The sequence below is a fragment of the Leuconostoc carnosum genome, from assembly GCF_014207505.1.
In the GTDB taxonomy this organism is placed as follows: domain Bacteria; phylum Bacillota; class Bacilli; order Lactobacillales; family Lactobacillaceae; genus Leuconostoc; species Leuconostoc carnosum.
The window spans coordinates 57,478-77,132 of record NZ_JACHGL010000002.1 but is presented as its reverse complement, the minus strand read 5'-3'; the positions used below and the strand labels follow the sequence as shown (position 1 = coordinate 77,132).

The following is a 19,655-nucleotide window of genomic DNA, read 5'->3' as shown; positions in this document are numbered from 1 at the left end:
TCGACGGCTTTAGTCCTAATTAAGGTTACTTTTCACTCACATTGCCCTTAGCATCACGTGTCACTTGCATATCAGTTAAACCGATATAACCTAACTTGGGCACAATTGATTTTTGAACTTCTTTTGTCATAAAATAATTCAAGAATTCTTTGGTTGCACCTTTGGGTTCTCCTTTAGTATACATATGTTCATAGGCCCATATTGGCCAAGTGTTATCTTCAACATTTTTCTTTTCTGGTAGTACCTTATCAATATTCAACGCCTTGATACCTGAGGTATCAAGATAAGCAAAAGCCAGATATGAGATTGATCCCGGTGTTGTAGCAATAATTTTTTGAACCGTGCCATTTGAATCTTGTTCGGTAGCCTGGACGGCTTTTTGATTGTCTAGAATATTCTTCTCAAAGACTGCACGCGTTCCTGAACCAGTAGCACGATTAACTACCACAATTTTTTGATCTTTACCGCCGACTTTTTGCCAGTTCGTAATTTTACCCGTAAATATATCACGTAGTTGAGCTTTCGTCAGGTTTGATACTTGTACATCAGAATTAACAACAGGTGCAATACCAACAACCGCAACCTTATGATCCATCAATTTAGAAGCATCTACACCTTCTTTTTCTTCAGCAAAAACATCAGAATTACCAATTTGAGCTGAACCATCAGATACTTGACTTAATCCAGCACCTGATCCACCACCCTGTACGGTAATTGTGACTCCTGGATTCTTATCTTGAAAAGATTTACTAACTTGCTCAGCCAATGGTTGTAACGCAGTAGATCCTAGTGCCAACACTTTCCCACCGACACTCGCACCACTAGACGTTGAATCACCTGCTTTTTTAGCATTTTGGTTTGCACCAGAACTAGTATACAATATCATTCCTGCCGCAATCACAACAAGACCGCCAATAATGCCAACAACTTTTTTGTTCATAACGCATTCTCCCTTTTTATATCGCAGAAGTCTATATGATGTAAACAAGGTTTGTAGTAGCAGTTCTTGGTAACCGTTCCTTGTTTACAATTTATATACTACACACGCTATGTAAGAGAAAGCTTCATAAAACGGTCACTATTGTGTAAATAGATGTAAATGTGTCTTTACAAATCTACACAACCATCGTATAGCCAAAGCCACGTACAGTTTTGAGTAACTTTGGTGTCTTTGGATTACGCTCAATCTTTTCCCGTAAATTACTGATATGCATGTCAACCATGCGGCTTTCACCAGTGAATTCATAACCCCATACTGCTGTCAAAATTGTCTCACGATCAATCACACGTCCTAGCCGTTGGGCAAAATACAATAATAACTCATATTCTCGAGGTGTCAAAGTTAAGATCACACCATCTTTAGTCACTACTTTTTTACTATCATCAATCGTTAAATTTTGAATCTCAATCACATCAAGCTGTGTCGCATTCTGCTGTTTTGTTTGCTGCGAACGGCGTAACACGGCTTTTAGTCGGGCAATAACTTCACGTGGACTAAAAGGTTTGGTAATATAATCATCTGCACCTAATTCTAAACCAAAAATACGATCAAATTCATCACCCTTAGCTGTAATCAGAATTACTGGTGTGCTAATTTTATCTTGCCGTAAATTTTTTAATACTGTCATGCCATCCATCACTGGTAGCATCAAATCTAATAGAATAGCATCAAATGCCTGTTTAGAAGCAAGTTCGTAGGCTTGATCACCTGTTTCGGCTAAAGTGACGTCAAATCCATTTTGCTCTAGATTATACTTTAACAACGTTGCAATCGCTAATTCATCATCCACCACTAAAATACTTGTCATGACATGTATACACTTTAACGTATTAAAGTGCCATCCTCCATTTGTTTTCTTAATTGCATTGTAACAAAAAAAGGAGAAATGCCCTAGCACTTCTCCTTACCTTTACAGGATTTATACAATTGGTTCGTCAGTCAAATCATCATTATTCCCCAAATCCAATGTATCTGGTTCATCCACTGATTCTTCTGTTTCTGGTGCGACTTCAGTTGTACTACCATCACCGATACCAAAAATATCACGTACTTTAGCATAAATTTCTTGACGCATCTCGGCATTTTCAGGACTATCCAAAAATTCCTTCGCCTTTTCACGTCCTTGCCCTATTTTGACATCATCATAATAGTAGAATGCCCCAGCTTTACGGATAATTTCTGTATCAGCACCTAAATCAAGAATTTCCCCAGTTTGTGAAATTCCTTTTCCGTACATAATATCGACTTCAGCAACTTTAAATGGTGGTGCTACCTTATTTTTAACAACTTTGACCTTAGTTAAGTTTCCTGTAACATCTGTACCATCTTTAATTTGTGTTGATCGACGTACTTCTAAACGAATCGTTGAATAAAACTTTAGCGCACGACCACCAGGTGTTGTTTCAGGATTACCAAACATCACCCCAATCTTTTCACGGATTTGGTTAATAAAGATAGCAATCGTTCCTGTACGATTTAATGTACCGGCTAATTTACGTAACGCTTGACTCATTAAACGAGCTTGTAATCCGACATGGGCATCACCCATCTCGCCTTCAATTTCAGCCCTAGGCACCAATGCTGCAACTGAATCAATAACGATAATATCAACTGCTCCAGATTGTACCAAAGCATCGGCAATTTCCAATCCTTGTTCACCAGTATCTGGCTGTGATAACAATAATTCATCTTTATGAATGCCCAATGCTTCAGCATATTTAACATCTAAAGCGTTTTCAGCATCAATATACGCTGCTGTGCCACCAGCTTTTTGTACTTCAGCGACAGCATGCAATGCCAGTGTCGTTTTACCTGATGATTCTGGTCCATATATCTCAATAATACGACCCTTTGGATAACCACCAACACCAAGTGCAACATCTAATTTAACTGATCCTGATGGGTAAGTGTCCACTTGCGTTGTTGCGTTTTCACCCAACAACATCACAGACCCTTTCCCAAAGTTTTTTTCGATTTTCTTCAGTGCCTCATCAAGTGCTGCTTTGCGACCCTTAGCTTGGTTTTCTTTGTCTTCTTTTTTAGTCGTTTTTTTCGTTACCATTTGCGGCTAACTCCTTTTATCTTACTCAATCAGTTTACCTGTTTCTACTATAAAAAGCAAGCATTTATCGAACAATTGTTCGCACTACTTGCTCTCTGTATAGATGATACGAAAAATCAACGCAAGACACTTTTACATCCCATCAGAAAAAACATCGCGATTCTTCCAAAAATAATCAAGACCTGAATAAACAGTAAAAATAACAGCAATCCAAATTAAAATATGACCAATTGGCAAATGAATAGCAGCAAATGGCATATCTTTTAAGTACAAGAAAAAGATAGCAAACATTTGTGAAAATGTTTTAATTTTACCAGGCATTTGTGCTGCAAGTACTTTACCATTATTTTCAACAATAAGTGTACGAAGACCAGTAACGGCTAATTCTCGAATAATAATTACTGCAGTCATCCAAGCAGATACAACGTTAAAGCTGGTTAGAAAAATTAAGGCAGTCATCACTAACAGCTTATCTGCTAAAGGATCTGCAAATTTACCAAAATTAGTCACTAAATGTTGGCGCCGAGCAATTTGCCCGTCTAAAAAATCAGTAATTGAAGCAATGGCAAATACAATCGCCGCTATAATCCAATTCACAGGAATTGCCTCACCAGAAAAAAGGAGTGTAGCCCAATTATGTGGTACAGATAATACTAAAATAAAAACGGGTATTAAAACGATACGAAAAACTGTTAATTTATTAGGTAGATTCATTCTTTTTTTCTCACTTATCTAAGTTAAAAAGCACATTCCAAAACGGGGTTGCCGTGTCAAGTACGGTGACCTTTTGCCCATCAAATGTCATTGTTGCATTAACCACATTGGTAAATTGAACATTGACTGCTTCACTATCTGCCGGAATACTAATTGTTTGATCAGTTGTAACATTTTCATCTAATAAGACATTTGCGCCAACACTAACCTTAACATTAGTCCCTGTACCTCTTGCTGTAATTTTAACAGTGTGTTTTTTGCTTTCTTGACCTGATAGATTATAAATTGTAGTTTGTAATGCTGCATTTTGTTCTGGGGTTCCTAAATCTAATTTAGTGGCTGCCTTCTTCGCTGGTTTACGAGATGATGATGCACTAGAGGAGGATTCGCGTGCAGAAGACGAACTTGGCACAGTCGACGTCGATACTGATACATTGTCAGTATCGTTACTCGAATTTTGACTACCAATACCTATGTGCGTTAAAACAAACCAAATCATGATCAATACCACAACGACTAAAATGCCTAGCCAAATTGTGGGCATCATACCTGATATTCGCGACTTCGCGGTTTGACGATGATCAATTCCTGCACGCACAATCCCATCATTATCACGATGCGCACGACTCAAATCATGACTTCGAGAAATAGATTCAGGTGCTACTTCACCAAGTAAATCTTCGGGATTCAAACCTACAGCTAGTGCATATTGACGAATAAAGGCACGCACGTAAAAATCTCCCGGCAAAATGCTGAGATTATTATTTTCAATAGCATCCAGATAACGTACTTGTATTTTAGTCGTTGCTTGGATATCATCTAATGTTAAATTTTGATTCAGCCGAGCAGCTTTTAGCTGTTCCCCAATTTGATTTATTAAAGTTTCGTTCATGATTTTCCTATTATTATTTTTTCAAAATAAAACGTTTTAAAGTCGCATTTTGGTATATTTTTTTAGCGCTCTCTAATATATCATTATACGTTAACTCTTGTAATAACATCACTTTATCAAACAAATTCGTACCAAATAATGTATCATCCCCACGTAAAGCAATACTTTCTAGAGAATTAAGACGTTGAATACCTTCTCCCAATGTCGCGCGACGTAAGGCTTCAAATGTCTCTTCTTGGCGTGACAATACATCTTCATAGCTAGCCATTTGATTTGAAATTGCTTTCGTTAATAGCTCATACTCAGTTGTTTCAGAGAAAAAACTAACAAATTGATAACCATGAAGTAAATCAAAAGAGGTTGTAAATTCCGTATCAATGATACCTTTATTATACAGGTTTTGGTACCAGTCTGTCTGCTCTCCAAATAACATATCAGCTAGAATGTCAGTTGCTAAAATGAACTTCGTGGCTTCTGAACCAGTTAATTGCGTACCTTCTAACCGAATACCTAAAGCAATCTTGGGTCGAGATACATCAAATGATTGAATGACTTCTTTTTTTCTAGACACAGTAATTGGCGCTTCAAAACGTGTCACGGCAACATTTTCAAATTGTTTACTCTCTTGATTAGCCCGAATGACTGACAATGCCTCAACTGGGTCAAAACAACCAACTAATTGTAAAGTCAACTGATTTGGTTGATAAAATGCTCGATGAATACTATAAAGCAGTTGGGGCGTGATTTTTGAAATTGATTGCTTCGTACCAGCAATATCCTCAGCCAACGGCGAATCAGGATACAATAGTTGCAACAAACCCATATACACTGCCCAATTCGCATCATCATCATACATTTGAATTTCTTGACCAATAATCCCTTGCTCTTTAGCAATTGTTTGGTCACTAAAATACGGTGTCTGCACAAAATCTAATAAATGTGTCACAGCTAATTTCAAATTTTGTGTTGTCGAGAACAAATAACTCGTCTGGAAAGCATTAGTAAATGCATTCGCATCTGCTCCCAACTCGCCAAAACGTGTAAAAGCATCACTATGCTCTTTTTCAAAAAGTTTATGCTCTAAAAAATGTGCCGTACCAGCAGGTACCGTGATGGGTGCTTCGTCATTAATTTGAAATTGACGATCCAAGGAGCCAAATGGCGTAGTAATAACAGCAAATGTTTTGTGATAATTTCGTTTTGGTATCATGATCACTTTCAACCCATTAGCTAGTGTTTCAGTAATCACTTTTTCTTTAAATTGTTTATAATTTTTTTCTATCATATTAACCTTTGGGCAGCAATATAAACCGGCTTTGCAGCGTTAATTGTTGAGCGAGTTCAGCAACTTGAACAGGTGTAACAGCAGAAACCTCAGCTACCCATTGTGCTACTGGGGTTTCACGTTGTGTTAGCAAACGTGAAAATACAAGTTCAATTTCACTTGCTGGTGAGTCTTGTTGGCTGAGATAATCATTAATCAGACTCGTTTTAATCGCTGCTAATGTTTCTTCACTAAAATTGCCATTTTGAATATCTGCAATTTGTTCTGCAATCATGCTTTCTGTTTGAGCAATTTTAGCTTTATCCAATCCAGCAGCTACCGTAATAAAACCAGTATCATTTTGCCAGCGTGAATAAATACTATAAGCCAATGACTCTTTCTCACGTACGTTGGTAAATAACTTTGATAAGGGTGAGCCACCGAACAAGGTATTGAAAACCAAGGCGACAAAACGTCTAGGATCGTCAGGTGATAAGTTCAAGTGATAACCTAAAGTTAAAATGGCTTGGTTAATATCTGGTTGTTTTTCAGATAATTCATCCACTGAAGTATGAACCGGTTGCCGATAAAATGGCTTCAATTGACGTGGTTCACGTTGCTTAAGCGGCCAATATTCTAACTCTGACAATACTTGCATTTCATCAATATCGCCGAAAACGATAATGTTCATTGTATCATGGTTAATCATATCCTGATATGCATCGTATACATCGCTAGCAGTTAATTTCGCAACATCTGCTACAACACCTGATGATAATACCCGCATCTCAGGCGTGGTATAAGTTAACTGACGCAGCTTAGTCACAGCGTAGCGTCGCTTATCATCCATTAAACTTGACAATTCATTAACCAAACTCTGTCGCTCTTTTTCAAAAGTTTCTTGATCAAATTGTGCCCCATCAGCTAATGGATTGAAAATCATTTCTCTTAAAAATGAAAAAGCATCATGGAGTAAATACGATGTATTTTCAAGATAAACCGGTGCAGGTAACTGCATACTATATCTCACATGATGTGTTTGTCCAAAGCGCATAACATCAGTTTCATACTGTGCACCATATAAATCAATCGTCTTTTGCGCAACAGCTTGTTGATTTCGATAAATTTTAGAGCTCACTGCAGTTAAATAAGATAATAAAGAACGCGAAGATACACTATCTGTCTGCAACGGCGCTGCAAAATCAACTGCAATGTGCAATGTTTTAAATTGTGTTGTTGGCAGAACGACAAGGTTCACGCCAGATTTAAGTTGTATTTTTTTCATAAAATTGGTGAGAATAGACGACTAAATTTTTGTAAACAAGTCATCCAAAATGATTGCCTTTCGAAATCTTCAATTGTTAATAATGTAGCGTGTTGCATATCGTTCTCAAATAAATTTTCTAATTGTACAGCAATATCTGGGTCATAAATAAATGCATTTGCTTCAAAATTCAAAGCAAATGAGCGAATATCCATGTTAGCTGAACCAACGGTACTAATTTCATGGTCAATTATGACAACTTTACTATGTAAAAATCCACCATCATATCGATAAACTTCCGCTCCGAGTTCGATTAATTCTCTAGCATAATATTGTGTTGCTCGATAGACAAGCGGATGATCCGGTTTGTTTGGGATTGCTAGTCTGACGCGTACACCTGACATAATAGCCATTTGTAAGGTTTCTAGAATAGCTGCATCTGGTATGAAGTATGGTGTTTCAATTGTAATTTCTTCGCGTGCAGAAGCGAACATGCGCATAAAACCTTGTTTAATTTGCTTTAAATCATTATCAGGTCCACTTGAAACAATTTGAACCATTGCACGACCAGGTAATTCTGTAATTTCTGGAAAATAATCAACTGTTTGAGTGAGTAATTCTTGAGCTGGTGCAGTAGCATTCCAATCCATTAAAAAACGGCTCTGTAATGATAGTACGGCGTCACCGTGAATCCGAATATGTGTATCACGCCAATGACCAAATTTTTTAAACTTGCTTAAATATTGGTCTCCAACGTTGAAACCACCAATATAACCCACATTACCATCAATAATAGCTATTTTACGGTGATTTCGAAAGTTAAATCGTATAGTCAATAATTGAAAATGGCGCATTAAAAATGGTTCTGCCACACCACCAGCATCACGTAATCTTTTATACATGTCATGATGTTGACCACGCGAGCCATATTGATCAAAAATCACACGTACTTCAACACCTTGACCAGCTTTTTGTGTTAATAAATCAACGAGTTGATTGCCAATCTCATCATCATAAATTGTAAAATATTCTAAATGGATGTGGCTAGTAGCTTTTTTAATGTCGTCAAATAGTGCTGCAAATTTATCTTTACCATTACTGTAAATATTAATTTCATTACCACGTGTTAGGACTGCATCATCTGATGTTAGAAATAAATTCACTAGTTCAGATGCTGAATCAGGAATTGGTAATAACTGTTCAATTGCTTCTAATTGCTGACGCTGATTTTCTGCAATTTGTTCTAACCCACGTTGTTCTTGTGTGCGTAAACGAAAGATTTTTTTATTAGATATGCGGCTACCCACCAGAAAGAAAATAAAGAAGCCTACAACAGGCATCAATATTAACACTAACAACCATGCCCAAATTGTTGCAATATCACGTTTTTGACTGAAAACAGCAATTATAGCAACAGCTGTATTACCTAACAAAATAAGCCATAAAACGATTAGAACGGAATTTTCTAGCATGTCACTCCCTATCTACTATTTTCATAATACTACTAGTTTACCATTTTTTACATTATTTTATATCAAATAATCAATTATATAATTAAGCACAAAAAAGCAATTAGCATTGTCACCAGACAACCTTAATTGCTTATTAAAACGTATTCAATTACTTTGAAAACCACTTATCTTCTATCTCATTCATACGACCGTCAGCCTTAAATGCGGCCAATGTTTTGTTAACAGCACGACGCAATCCATTGTCCGATTTTCGGAAACCGACACCAGTTTGGTCAACCGGAAAGTCACCAACCGTTATTGTATAATTTTTTGGATTTGGCTGGTGGGCAACATAATACCTTGCATAGTCTTCATCAATTAATAAACCATCAATACGTCCAGCATTCAAATCATTAAACGCTTTATCAAACGTATCGTAACCAACGACTTTTTGGTCTTTTACATACTGCTTTAATACCTTTGGATACTTACTAAAGCCTTCATCACCACTTGATGCTGTTTGATCACCAAGAACTTTATCTTTCATATCAGTAAAATGATTAATATTATTCTTTTTGAGCGTTACAAGTACTTGTGTCGCATTGTGGTAAGTTTCAGAAAAAGCGACCTGCTTTTCTCGTGCAGCTGTCTTAGTATAGCCATTCCAAATGGCATCGATGTTTCCTGTGTTTAATTCTGTTTCTTTCATTGACCAATCAATTGGTTGCCATTTAACCGTGATACCCATTGTTTTAAATACCGCATTTGCTAAGTCAACATCAAATCCTATAAGTTTTCCATTTTTATCACGAAATCCCATCGGTACAAAGGTATCATCTAGACCAATTGTAATTTGTTTTGTCTTTTTAATACGATTCCACTCATCAACTTGAGATGTTGTTTGATTATTTTGTGATGTCTTCTTTGAATTTTCATTTAGTCCAATTGCAACCCAACCAATCAATGCAAAGAATATGAGAGCGACAATTGTATTAACTATAATTTTCTTTTTCTTTGTTACCATTAACGTTGTACCTCCGTTGCAAAATCAAACACGCGATCTGACACCATCTCTGCAAAAGTTTGATCGTGAGTGATAATGAGTTGTGTCACCCCTTGCCCTTTTAACGTTTGCACGATGTCACCGACTTGCTTGGTAGCCACTTCATCCAAACCACTGGTTGGTTCATCATAAGCTAATATTTGCGGATTCATAGCCAATGCACGGGCAATAGCCACGCGTTGTTTTTGTCCACCAGATAATTGATATGGATATAAATCAGCTTTGTCCAGCATACCTAAAGTCGTCAAAATATTGTTTGCTTGTTGCCGTGCTACAACTTTATCTGTTTTTCTAACATTAATGGGTGCTAGTGTAATATTTTCTATCACAGTATATTGCGGAAAAAGGTTAAAGTCTTGAAAAATCAAACCAACTTTAGCATCAAAGCGTGTGCCGTCTACTGGCAGCTCATCACCATTAAGCATAATATGACCAGAATTAGCTGTTTCTAACCCGGCTAAAATTTTAATTAAGGTTGTTTTACCAATACCTGATGGGCCAACAATGCTTAACACCTCGCCATCGTTAACCGTTAAATTCAAATCTCTAAAAATTGTATTCGTATCATATTTTTTGGTTAATTTTTTAATTTCTAACATAGCTTATCTCCAAATATTTAAACGTTTTTCGCTACGGCGCAATGCCACTGTGACAATTGCTGTCATGAGTAAATAAATCAAGCCAACCAACAAATATGGTAATAATGTCACATCACGACTCGCTGCAATGTTTCCCGCACGCAGAATATCTCCTAAGCCAATTACATAGACTAATGACGTATCTTTAACTAAATTAATCACTTCATTTCCAAACGATGGCACAATAATTTTAATCACCTGTGGCAGGATAATCTTGAAAAAAGTTTGAAATTTATTAAAACCAAGCACTTTTGCAGCATCATATTGTCCACGTGGCATTGACTGTAGTCCACCACGGAAAATTTCTGCTAAATAAGCGGCATAGTTAATAATAAAAGCAATCACTGCTGCTTCAAATCTTGGAAACGTGATGCCTATCATACCCAAACCATAATAAACGAAAATCAGCTGTAATAATAGTGGCGTTCCACGCATAATCCAAATATAGCCATTAATAATCCAACGAATCGTAAAATAAGGTGACTTCATGCCTAATGAAACAATAATTCCTAAGGGCACCGAGCCAATAATGGTTAGGAAAAATACACCTAGTGTCATTTTCAAGCCGGCTAATAAGCTTGGCAATATTTCCATCAAATAATTCATCTTTATCTCCTTCTAACTGACAACATTAATTTCATTTTTTTGATTAAAAAAATCCTCCTGCAAAATTAATTACAAGAGGACGCTTGAGCGTGATACCACCTCAGATTTTGATTTTGCTCACACAAAACCACTCTGTCAGTCTTTCCACCCAAAATAAGAAAACGCCCTCTAAATACAGTCGTATTTAGAGGGCGTTTTTCCGCGGTGCCACCTCTTGATTATATAACTATCACTAGTTACATCTCAGTCAGTCAAAAGACTGTATGCGGTAACGGGCATTCCCGATATGACCTACTCAATTCAATCACACACTCGCAGATGTGTTTCGTTTAATATAACCGTTTGCTCGCACTAACCACAAACTCTCTGAAGGATACATTAACCTACTCTTCTACTCAACGTTTTTTAATATATTTCTTATTATATTCTTTTCAAGTTATTTGTCAAGAACTATCTCAAAAATTGAAATAGCGACCAAACAGGATAATAACCGACTGCGGCAATCATTACGTTTAAAATAACCGTCGGCATCACTTCAAATAACATAAATGCCGTTAAACCAACACTTGATACACCTGTAATAAAACCTGCCACATAAGTGACCAACAGATAAACAATCAGACCAACTAAAAACATAAATAATCCACTTAATAGGCGCTCATCTAATACTTTATGAAGCTGCATCATGACAGCCACTGAACTAACAAATGCTAATGTATATGTCCCAAAAATACCAGTATAATACATATCAAACAGCACGCCAATTAAGATGACATATAACCAGAATGGCATATCTGTTTCAGCATCAAATTGTACAGCGTAAAATAACCATCCTAGGGTTAATACAGGTAGTATATGCCATGGAAACGCAGTAAATATACCACCCATTCCAGACATTAAACTACCATCAACAAATAATAAAAACAATAATACAATTGGATATACAACACGTAAGCGTGTTAACTGCCAAAATGCCATCTATTGCGCTCCAATCTCTGATACCGCAACAACAACTGTTGTAATATTACCTAAGTCTGCTGCTGGTTCAATATTGATTTGCTTAGATAGACCATAATCATCTTTCGTCACGCTAGTAACTGTTCCTACAAATATGCCTGCTGGAATGATGCCACCTAGACCCGAAGTTTTTACCAAATCACCCTTTTTAATTTTGTTATCAGAGGTAACTTGGCCCATGATCAACTGATTTTTTTCCCTATTAAAATTAGTCACAATACCATTAACATCGCCATCGTCACCTTTAATCGTAATAGCAAAACGATTAGCTTCTTCACTCGTATCAGAAATCAAAGCCACTTTAGCGTTCGTGGTATTTACTTCACTAATACGACCAATAATTCCTGCTCCAGCTAGCACTGGCATGCCTTTTTTCAGCCCAGAATTTAATCCTTTATTAATAACTAGCTGTGATTGCCATGTTGTTGGTGAACGACTAATCGTCACAGCAGAAACTGTTTTGTAATCAGTTAACGTTGCTTGTAACTTAAGTTGCTTTTTAAGTGACGCATTTTCTTCTTCAATAGTTTGCAAACGTACTTTGTTTTGCGCATACTCATCAATTTTTGATTTCAAATCACGATTTTCCGAAAAAGTATCCAATAAATTCCCGATACTATTAGCTGTTCGTCCAACAGCATTTGTCGGCATAGCAATCACTCGGCTTACGCCACCAGCTAAATCATTACCAAAGCGTTGTATAAATGGTGGTGTATTCGTTCTTTTCGCCCACCAGTTCGATCCCGCAATTAACCCTACAATCACAATGACGGCAATAATAATTGTTACAACGGTGCGTGATGAAAATATTTTACGCATTTTGTTGTCCCCTTGTTTTAAAAATAAAAGCGTAGCGCAAGCGCCACGCTAGTGTTCAATTAAGCTCATCTTATATTTAGTTTTGACGCATAACATCAATTGATTTTAGTGCTTCACCAGTACCAATTGCAACGGCATCTAATGGTTCATTAGCAATCAAAACAGGTACTTTAGTTGCTTCTTGAATAATTTTATCCATATCACGAAGTAATGCACCACCACCTGTTAAGACCATACCATGATCAATTACATCAGCAGCTAATTCTGGTTGTGTTGATTCCAACGTTTCTCTTATTGCAGCAACAATTTCTTGAACTGGTTCCTGAATAGCAGTTGCCACATCTTCGGCAGTCACATCAATTGTTTTTGGCAAACCAGTCAACAGGTCACGTCCGCGCACGGAAGCATTTGGCAAAGTTCTAGCTAATTCCAAAGAAGCAGCGCCAATCTCGACCTTCAATCGACTAGCAGTTGGTTCACCAATTGTCACATTGTACTTATTACGTACAAAATTAGCAATTGATTCATCTAGTTTATCACCAGCAATACGTATTGATCGACTAGACACAATACCACCCAATGAAATAGTGGCCACATCAGTCGTTCCACCACCCATATCAACAACCATTGATCCTGTTGGATCCATCACTGGTAGCCCTGCACCAACAGCTGCAGCAAAAGGTTCTTCAATCACATACGCATCGCGTGCACCTGCAACACGAGCCGCATCAATAACTGCACGACGTTCAACCGCTGTGACACCTGATGGTACACCAATTGTCACATATGGTTTTCCAATACGCCCACCAAGTGCTTTTTGTAGGTAGTATCGGATCATTGCTACTGTTGTATCATAGTCGGCAATCACACCGTCACGCATTGGACGAATTGCAGCAATACTAGCTGGTGTGCGACCCAACATATCTTTTGCTTCAGAACCAACGGCTACAACTTCGTTTGTCTCTGTATTACGTGCAACTACAGATGGTTCACGCAATACGATACCACGTCCCTCTATATATACATATGTACTGGCCGTACCAAGATCGATACCGACGTTACGTTGTCCAAATGAAAATGCCACAATGCTGCCCCTTTTATACTTAGAATGTAAAATATGCGCAATTTTATTTTATGTTTAACTGATAGTATTGTAGCATAGAAACACATTTTTTGACTAATTAATTTACACGAACATACTTGACTTGACCCTGCTTACCCGCTATACCACGAATACGATTCTGTGATGGAAATTCCCGCCAAACTTTTTGAAATTCCGGAAATGCCTCTGGCGTCATGTTAATCTCATCAATTTTACCATCACGCAAATCATTTAATAGTTGTTTATAATCCATAATACACCTCACTTCTAGTATACAATAATTAAAGTTAGCACTCAAACTATCAGAGTGCTAACTTTAATTGCAATTTAATGTTGAACTGTTATAATTAATACATAATATATAGAAAGGAAATGTTCTTGTAGTGTTAAATCACTCTAATATATCGATCTTCAACATGATTTAACCACTACAAAAACTACTGATAATTATGGCAGCACAAGACCCCTTTGGCTTTAACAATATTAATTTTGATGACATGATGCGCGCAATGAATGAACAAATGCAAGACGCACAAAATGGTGGTCAAAATACCACTGGACCACAGCAAAAAAATAACAAAAACAAAAATAATAAACGGCCAACATTTTTGGAAGAGTATGGTATTAACCTAACACAACAGGCGCGTGAAGGTAAGCTTGATCCAGTGATTGGACGTGATAAAGAAGTCGCACGGACAATTGAAATTCTTAATCGCCGCACCAAAAATAATCCTGTCTTAATCGGAGAACCTGGTGTTGGTAAAACAGCCGTTGTTGAAGGCTTGGCCCAAGCAATTGTTGCCAATAAAGTCCCAGAAAAGTTACAATCAAAAGACGTCATTCGTTTAGATATGTCAGCGCTCGTGCAAGGTACTTCAATGCGTGGTCAATTCGAAGCACGTATGCGCCAATTGATGAAAGAAGTTAGCAGCAATGATACTGTCATTCTATTCATTGACGAAGTTCATGAAATCATGGGTGCCGGGAATGCGGAAGGTGGTATGGATGCCGGTAATATCTTAAAACCAGCATTGGCTCGAGGCGAATTCCAACTTATTGGTGCTACAACACTCAACGAGTACCGTAAAATTGAAAAAGACGGTGCTATTGCACGGCGTTTTCAACCTGTACAAGTGGAAGAGCCTTCTAAGAAAGAAACCGTTACGATTTTAAAAGGTATCCAAAAGCGATACGAAAACTATCATCACGTCGTCTTCACAGAAGACGCTATTCAATCCGCTGTTGAACTTTCTGATCGCTACATTCCTGAAAGATTTTTACCTGATAAGGCGATTGATTTGATTGATGAAGCCGGCTCACGTAAAAACCTAACAATGACAATCGCTGATCCTAAATCTATTCAAACTAAGATTGATAATGCTGAGCAGTTAAAGCAAGAAGCCATCGATAAAGAAGATTTCGAAAAAGCCAGCTACTGGCGGGATCAAACAAACCAACTTGAGTCTCAAAAAGCACAAGTTGAAGCTCATCCTGAAATGTTTAAACCACAACCCGTCACTGAAAAAGATATTCTGAAAATCATCGAAGACAAAACTGATATTCCAGTTGGAGATTTGAAAGAAAATGAAGTCAACCAATTACAAGATCTCGATAAACAGTTATCAAAACATGTGATTGGTCAAGATTCAGCTGTTCAAACAGTCAGCAAGGCTATTCGCCGAAATCGCATTGGTTTAACAAAATCAGGTCGACCAATAGGTTCGTTTTTATTTGTCGGCCCAACCGGTGTCGGTAAAACTGAGCTAGCTAAACAACTTGCTAAAGAAATGTTTGGTAGCAAAGATGCCTTAATTCGATTTGACATGTCAGAATACATGGAAAAGCATTCTGTTTCTAAAATGATTGGTGCCCCAGCTGGTTACATTGGCTATGAAGAAGCCGGTCAATTAACTGAGCAAGTTCGCCGTCATCCTTATTCATTAGTCTTGATTGATGAAATTGAAAAGGCACATCCAGATGTCATGAATATGTTTTTACAGATCTTGGATGATGGTCGTTTAACAGATGCTCAAGGTCATATTGTCAGCTTTAAGGATACAGTAATTATTATGACATCCAATGCTGGTTCAACAGATACCGGTAACACACCAGTAGGTTTCAATCAAGCTGACCCCAAAAGTCGATTATTACAACGCCTAGAAAACTATTTCCGACCTGAATTTCTCAATCGTTTCGACGATATTATTGAATTTCAACAGCTATCTCAAGAACATCTCTTAACAATTGTTGATTTAATGTTGGCTGATATGAATGCTAATTTGGCCGATAATAATTTAAACGTCACCGTCAGTGATGCTGCTAAAATCAAATTAGCTGCACTTGGTTATAATCCCGCTCTTGGTGCCCGACCATTACGTCGTGTATTACAAGATAAAATTGCCGATACTTTGGCTGACCACTATCTCGCACACCCTGAAAGTACAACACTATTTGCAGATGTGAATACCGAAACCGGCGACATTGTTATTTCTGAAAATGACTATGTTAAAGCTTAAAAAAAGCACGTTCTAAGAACGTGCTTTTTTATATTCGACCAATATATTCTAATTGATCAGAATGTGACATATCAGTAGGATTTGTACCAGGTTGATTTAAAGGTACAGCAAGCCCTAATTTGAAATAATAGTTTAACCAAAAATCTGATATATCATGTTGCCCATCACCAAACTGCATGGGTTGTTCATTAAATGTAATCACACCCTTAAAAGCTAGAGCTACTAATTGAGAACAATAAAGCCCCGGACCATCTGGATAAAATGAAAAATTATACGGTAATCCTTCAAATGCTTGTACTTGAGAAATCACACGATCAACTTGGTTGGTCATTGGACGATAGATGTCAGCATGTCCAGAATTTTCTATAAATTCAGTTAAAGATTGTATCACAACACCATAACGACCACTTGCATGAATAACAGAATAATTGTCTAGCGCAATGCCAACATGAATGTAATCACCAGTTGCTGCAGCAATCGCTTCATCCAAATCATCATGTTGATTGCGAACAAATAGTAAGTCTGCAGCCTTTATTTTCATATTACTACTCACTTTAAACAATCCCTATTAACAAATATCATTCCCAAACTTCGCTTAATAAATGTGTTTCTTCGGGTTTTGGTCCCACAGCAAAACTTAGTAAGTCGACTGACAATAATTCTGAAATACGCTTAAGATAATTTTGAGCATTTACTGGTAATGCTTCAAAAGTTTGTACACCTGTAATATCTTCATCCCAACCAGGTAAAGTTTCACAATTAATGTCTAAACCTTCAAACCATGTATCAGATGCTGGAAAATGATGTATTTCTTCACCTTTATAAGTATATGATGTTGCAATCTTTAATTCTTTCAAACCAGACAAAACATCCAGTGAATTAATAGCTAACTTAGTCAACCCAGAAACTTGTACAGCATGGCGTAAAGCCACAGCATCTAACCAGCCAATACGACGTGGGCGCTTCGTCACAACACCGTATTCATGACCAACTTCGCGAATGTGGTCCGCAATATCATCATGTAATTCTGTTGGGAAAGGCCCCTCACCAACACGTGATGTATAAGCTTTAATGACACCAACAACATCCTGAATCTGTTTAGGTCCCACACCTGCGCCATTCATGACACCACCAGCAGTTGGATTTGAGCTGGTAACGTAAGGATAGGTTCCATGATCAACATCCAACATAATACCTTGAGCACCTTCGAAAACAACTCGTTTCTTATCACCCATTAATTGACCAAGCAAATATGATGTATCAGTAACATACGGTGCCAGTTGACGCCCATATTCAACATAGGTGTTGAATATATCATCATAATTCAAGGCTTCTTCGCCATATAATTTTGTTAATTGCGCATTTTTAAAAGGTAAATATTCTTTTAGTAATTTAGCAAATACTTCTGGATCAATCAAATCAGCCATACGAATGCCAACACGTGAAATTTTATCCGTGTAAGCTGGTCCAATACCTTTTTTGGTTGTCCCAATACGATTATTTGATGATGATTCTGCTGCTTTATCAAGGGCAATGTGGTACGGCAAGATCACGTGTGCACGGTTGGATATACGCAAATTATCAATTGAAATCCCCTTGGATTCAACCTCAGTGATTTCGGCTAGTAGTGCTTCAGGGTTAACAACAACACCGTTACCAATAATAGCCAACTGACCTTGCGTTAAAATACCAGATGGCAAAGCTGATAATTCAAACTTTGTATCACCATGCCAGATTGTGTGCCCAGCATTATTACCACCTTGATAGCGGACAACTGCATCAGCATTTTCCGCAAAAAAATCAACTATCTTTCCCTTACCTTCGTCGCCCCATTGTGAGCCAACAACAATTACACCAGACATATCTTTCTCCTAGTACATCCCCAGCTGCTTTCAGACGGGATAGGTTTGTCGGAGAAAGTCCTGAGATGATTAATCAACAATGACTTGTTTGCGCCTATCCGTGAGTGTCCCTCTGAGATTATATATTTTATTTTTAGCAAAATGCGAACAATAAATAAATAAACGCCTTTTACTTTTTTATTTTAACATACACAGTAAAATTATGATATAAAAAAACGGCAAAAATACTATCAATTATATTTTTATAACAAAATAAAAAGGATATTAATTATCCTTTAATACAATTCTATTATTCAATAACATCCAGTAGCGCCTGTCGCATACCCTCATTGTCTTCTGGCGTTCCTAAAGCTATGCGAATCCATTCTTTATTTAACCTGTCATTGACTTGGTAGCCTTTTGACAACAAATAAGCACCAACTTTTTTAGTGTCACCAACTTTAATCCAAATAAAGTTAGTTTGTGAGTCATAAAACGTCACATCATTATGATGCAAAAACTTTTGAAACTTAATTCTCTCTGACTGCACCTTGGCAACAACTTCAGATAAGTATGCTTGGTCTTTAACAGCAGCAGTACCACCAATTATTTGATAAGTGTTGAGGTTATAAGGCAGTCTAACTGCCTGCATGACAGGATACAATGGATCTGTCATGATACCATAACCAACGCGTAAGTTCGCCAAACCATAGGCTTTTGATAAAGTACGTAAAACAACTAAGTTAGCATAATCTTTAACATATTGAGCCACTGTTGCATCTGATTCGTCTGCAAAGTTATAATAAGCTTCATCCACAACTAATACAACGGACTTTGGCAGTTTATCTAGAAAGGCAAGGATATCTGCTACTGGTTCAAATACACCCGTGGGGTTATTTGGGTTAGCGAGCCAAACCATCGCTGTTTTATCATCAACCGCTGCGAGCATAGCCTTAAAATCAACATGCCCTGATTTAACATTAACAGGTACTTTTTTAGTCTCTGCTTGCTCAATTTGTGCATGTAAGGCATATTCTCCAAAAGTCGGATCTGGCACAATCATGTTTGTGCCGGGTGTCAGGATTGTCCGCGTTAATAATTGAATCAGCTCATCCGCACCAACACCGAAAACCAAATTTTCTGGATCAACATCATCTAATTCGGCGACTGCTTGCCGCAATAAAGTAGCTTGTCCATCAGGGTAATAACCTAAAATATCATCAGAGGTCGCTTTGATGGCTTGTGCTACTTTTGGAGATGGTCCATACACTGACTCATTTGCTGATAAGCGTGCTAAGTGTTGTAACCCATATTTGGCTTTTACAACTTCTGCTGGTATTTCTGCTTCATATGCTGCCAGATTTTTAATCGATTCTTTCATCATGTTGCCTTTCCTATGCACAGTG

The 19,655-nt window shown here is 37.5% G+C and carries 19 protein-coding genes and 1 other annotated feature; of the genes, 1 reads left to right on the top strand and 18 read right to left on the bottom strand.

The features are described 5' to 3' along the window. Positions 1-25: 25 nt before the first annotated feature. From HNQ98_RS02495 to ykzS, 15 genes are all read right to left on the bottom strand, one after another. Positions 26-940, bottom strand: coding sequence for a phosphate ABC transporter substrate-binding protein (locus HNQ98_RS02495; protein ID WP_014974004.1), 915 nt, complete (start codon positions 938-940; stop codon positions 26-28). A gap of 175 nt (positions 941-1,115) precedes the next feature. Beyond that, the gene (locus HNQ98_RS02490) at positions 1,116-1,808 is read right to left on the bottom strand and encodes a response regulator transcription factor (protein WP_014974003.1); all 693 of its coding nucleotides are present in this window, start codon (positions 1,806-1,808) and stop codon (positions 1,116-1,118) included. A 111-nt stretch (positions 1,809-1,919) separates the two neighbouring features. After that, positions 1,920-3,062, bottom strand: a complete 1,143-nt coding sequence (gene recA / locus HNQ98_RS02485; RefSeq protein ID WP_014974002.1) for a recombinase RecA — start codon at positions 3,060-3,062, stop codon at positions 1,920-1,922. A 132-nt stretch (positions 3,063-3,194) separates the two neighbouring features. After that, positions 3,195-3,776 (bottom strand): CDP-diacylglycerol--glycerol-3-phosphate 3-phosphatidyltransferase, encoded by a 582-nt coding sequence (gene pgsA, locus HNQ98_RS02480; RefSeq protein WP_014974001.1) that lies wholly within the window; start codon positions 3,774-3,776, stop codon positions 3,195-3,197. Positions 3,777-3,786: 10 nt separating this feature from the next. Next, a complete protein-coding gene (locus HNQ98_RS02475) occupies positions 3,787-4,668 on the bottom strand; it encodes a helix-turn-helix domain-containing protein (protein WP_014974000.1) in 882 nt (293 codons plus the stop codon). A gap of 13 nt (positions 4,669-4,681) precedes the next feature. Further along, entirely contained in the window at positions 4,682-5,953 is a 1,272-nt protein-coding gene (gene yfmH / locus HNQ98_RS02470; RefSeq protein WP_014973999.1) for an EF-P 5-aminopentanol modification-associated protein YfmH, read from the bottom strand. Position 5,954: 1 nt separating this feature from the next. Further along, positions 5,955-7,217, bottom strand: coding sequence for an EF-P 5-aminopentanol modification-associated protein YfmF (gene yfmF / locus HNQ98_RS02465; RefSeq protein ID WP_014973998.1), 1,263 nt, complete (start codon positions 7,215-7,217; stop codon positions 5,955-5,957). After that, entirely contained in the window at positions 7,214-8,668 is a 1,455-nt protein-coding gene (cls, locus tag HNQ98_RS02460; RefSeq protein WP_014973997.1) for a cardiolipin synthase, read from the bottom strand. The genes yfmF and cls overlap by 4 nt, the downstream gene beginning before the upstream one ends. A 148-nt stretch (positions 8,669-8,816) precedes the next feature. Continuing rightward, positions 8,817-9,671: an amino acid ABC transporter substrate-binding protein gene (locus HNQ98_RS02455; RefSeq protein ID WP_014973996.1), complete on the bottom strand. Its 855-nt coding sequence runs from the start codon at positions 9,669-9,671 to the stop codon at positions 8,817-8,819. After that, a complete protein-coding gene (locus HNQ98_RS02450) occupies positions 9,671-10,309 on the bottom strand; it encodes an amino acid ABC transporter ATP-binding protein (RefSeq protein WP_014973995.1) in 639 nt (212 codons plus the stop codon). The genes HNQ98_RS02455 and HNQ98_RS02450 overlap by 1 nt, the downstream gene beginning before the upstream one ends. 3 nt (positions 10,310-10,312) lie before the next feature. Then, on the bottom strand, positions 10,313-10,954 hold the full coding sequence (locus HNQ98_RS02445) for an amino acid ABC transporter permease (RefSeq protein WP_014973994.1): 642 nt from the start codon (positions 10,952-10,954) through the stop codon (positions 10,313-10,315). A gap of 184 nt (positions 10,955-11,138) precedes the next feature. After that, positions 11,139-11,362: a binding site (T-box leader), on the bottom strand. A gap of 42 nt (positions 11,363-11,404) precedes the next feature. Beyond that, on the bottom strand, positions 11,405-11,932 hold the full coding sequence (mreD, locus tag HNQ98_RS02440; RefSeq protein ID WP_014973993.1) for a rod shape-determining protein MreD: 528 nt from the start codon (positions 11,930-11,932) through the stop codon (positions 11,405-11,407). After that, the gene (gene mreC, locus HNQ98_RS02435; protein ID WP_014973992.1) at positions 11,933-12,790 is read right to left on the bottom strand and encodes a rod shape-determining protein MreC; all 858 of its coding nucleotides are present in this window, start codon (positions 12,788-12,790) and stop codon (positions 11,933-11,935) included. 76 nt (positions 12,791-12,866) lie between these two features. Then, a complete protein-coding gene (locus tag HNQ98_RS02430; RefSeq protein WP_014973991.1) occupies positions 12,867-13,874 on the bottom strand; it encodes a rod shape-determining protein in 1,008 nt (335 codons plus the stop codon). A gap of 97 nt (positions 13,875-13,971) precedes the next feature. Further along, entirely contained in the window at positions 13,972-14,145 is a 174-nt protein-coding gene (gene ykzS / locus HNQ98_RS02425) for a protein YkzS (protein ID WP_014973990.1), read from the bottom strand. Between the two features lie 196 nt (positions 14,146-14,341). On the opposite strand from ykzS, the gene HNQ98_RS02420 reads away from it, so the two are divergent. Then, positions 14,342-16,408 (top strand): ATP-dependent Clp protease ATP-binding subunit, encoded by a 2,067-nt coding sequence (locus tag HNQ98_RS02420; RefSeq protein WP_014973989.1) that lies wholly within the window; start codon positions 14,342-14,344, stop codon positions 16,406-16,408. A 28-nt stretch (positions 16,409-16,436) separates the two neighbouring features. Here HNQ98_RS02420 and HNQ98_RS02415 read toward each other — a convergent pair whose 3' ends face one another. The 3 genes from HNQ98_RS02415 to hisC all read right to left on the bottom strand — a co-directional run bounded on the left by HNQ98_RS02415 (position 16,437) and on the right by hisC (position 19,630). Continuing rightward, positions 16,437-16,949, bottom strand: coding sequence for a YiiX/YebB-like N1pC/P60 family cysteine hydrolase (locus HNQ98_RS02415; RefSeq protein ID WP_014973988.1), 513 nt, complete (start codon positions 16,947-16,949; stop codon positions 16,437-16,439). Positions 16,950-16,986: 37 nt separating this feature from the next. Continuing rightward, positions 16,987-18,270 (bottom strand): adenylosuccinate synthase, encoded by a 1,284-nt coding sequence (locus HNQ98_RS02410; RefSeq protein ID WP_014973987.1) that lies wholly within the window; start codon positions 18,268-18,270, stop codon positions 16,987-16,989. A gap of 289 nt (positions 18,271-18,559) precedes the next feature. Then, entirely contained in the window at positions 18,560-19,630 is a 1,071-nt protein-coding gene (gene hisC / locus HNQ98_RS02405) for a histidinol-phosphate transaminase (RefSeq protein WP_041773189.1), read from the bottom strand. Positions 19,631-19,655 lie beyond the last annotated feature (25 nt).

What these genes read in the sequence shown, in the direction of transcription:
- recA (WP_014974002.1), bottom strand. Translation starts at nt 3,062, where the DNA reads ATGGTAACGAAAAAAACGACTAAAAAAGAAGACAAAGAAAACCAAGCT.
- HNQ98_RS02475 (WP_014974000.1), bottom strand. Translation starts at nt 4,668, where the DNA reads ATGAACGAAACTTTAATAAATCAAATTGGGGAACAGCTAAAAGCTGCT.
- HNQ98_RS02410 (WP_014973987.1), bottom strand. Translation starts at nt 18,270, where the DNA reads ATGTCTGGTGTAATTGTTGTTGGCTCACAATGGGGCGACGAAGGTAAG.
- mreD (WP_014973993.1), bottom strand. Translation starts at nt 11,932, where the DNA reads ATGGCATTTTGGCAGTTAACACGCTTACGTGTTGTATATCCAATTGTA.
- HNQ98_RS02455 (WP_014973996.1), bottom strand. Translation starts at nt 9,671, where the DNA reads ATGGTAACAAAGAAAAAGAAAATTATAGTTAATACAATTGTCGCTCTC.
- HNQ98_RS02450 (WP_014973995.1), bottom strand. Translation starts at nt 10,309, where the DNA reads ATGTTAGAAATTAAAAAATTAACCAAAAAATATGATACGAATACAATT.
- HNQ98_RS02415 (WP_014973988.1), bottom strand. Translation starts at nt 16,949, where the DNA reads ATGAAAATAAAGGCTGCAGACTTACTATTTGTTCGCAATCAACATGAT.
- mreC (WP_014973992.1), bottom strand. Translation starts at nt 12,790, where the DNA reads ATGCGTAAAATATTTTCATCACGCACCGTTGTAACAATTATTATTGCC.
- cls (WP_014973997.1), bottom strand. Translation starts at nt 8,668, where the DNA reads ATGCTAGAAAATTCCGTTCTAATCGTTTTATGGCTTATTTTGTTAGGT.
- yfmH (WP_014973999.1), bottom strand. Translation starts at nt 5,953, where the DNA reads ATGATAGAAAAAAATTATAAACAATTTAAAGAAAAAGTGATTACTGAA.
- HNQ98_RS02490 (WP_014974003.1), bottom strand. Translation starts at nt 1,808, where the DNA reads ATGACAAGTATTTTAGTGGTGGATGATGAATTAGCGATTGCAACGTTG.
- HNQ98_RS02445 (WP_014973994.1), bottom strand. Translation starts at nt 10,954, where the DNA reads ATGAATTATTTGATGGAAATATTGCCAAGCTTATTAGCCGGCTTGAAA.
- HNQ98_RS02420 (WP_014973989.1), top strand. Translation starts at nt 14,342, where the DNA reads ATGGCAGCACAAGACCCCTTTGGCTTTAACAATATTAATTTTGATGAC.
- HNQ98_RS02495 (WP_014974004.1), bottom strand. Translation starts at nt 940, where the DNA reads ATGAACAAAAAAGTTGTTGGCATTATTGGCGGTCTTGTTGTGATTGCG.
- yfmF (WP_014973998.1), bottom strand. Translation starts at nt 7,217, where the DNA reads ATGAAAAAAATACAACTTAAATCTGGCGTGAACCTTGTCGTTCTGCCA.
- hisC (WP_041773189.1), bottom strand. Translation starts at nt 19,630, where the DNA reads ATGAAAGAATCGATTAAAAATCTGGCAGCATATGAAGCAGAAATACCA.
- ykzS (WP_014973990.1), bottom strand. Translation starts at nt 14,145, where the DNA reads ATGGATTATAAACAACTATTAAATGATTTGCGTGATGGTAAAATTGAT.
- pgsA (WP_014974001.1), bottom strand. Translation starts at nt 3,776, where the DNA reads ATGAATCTACCTAATAAATTAACAGTTTTTCGTATCGTTTTAATACCC.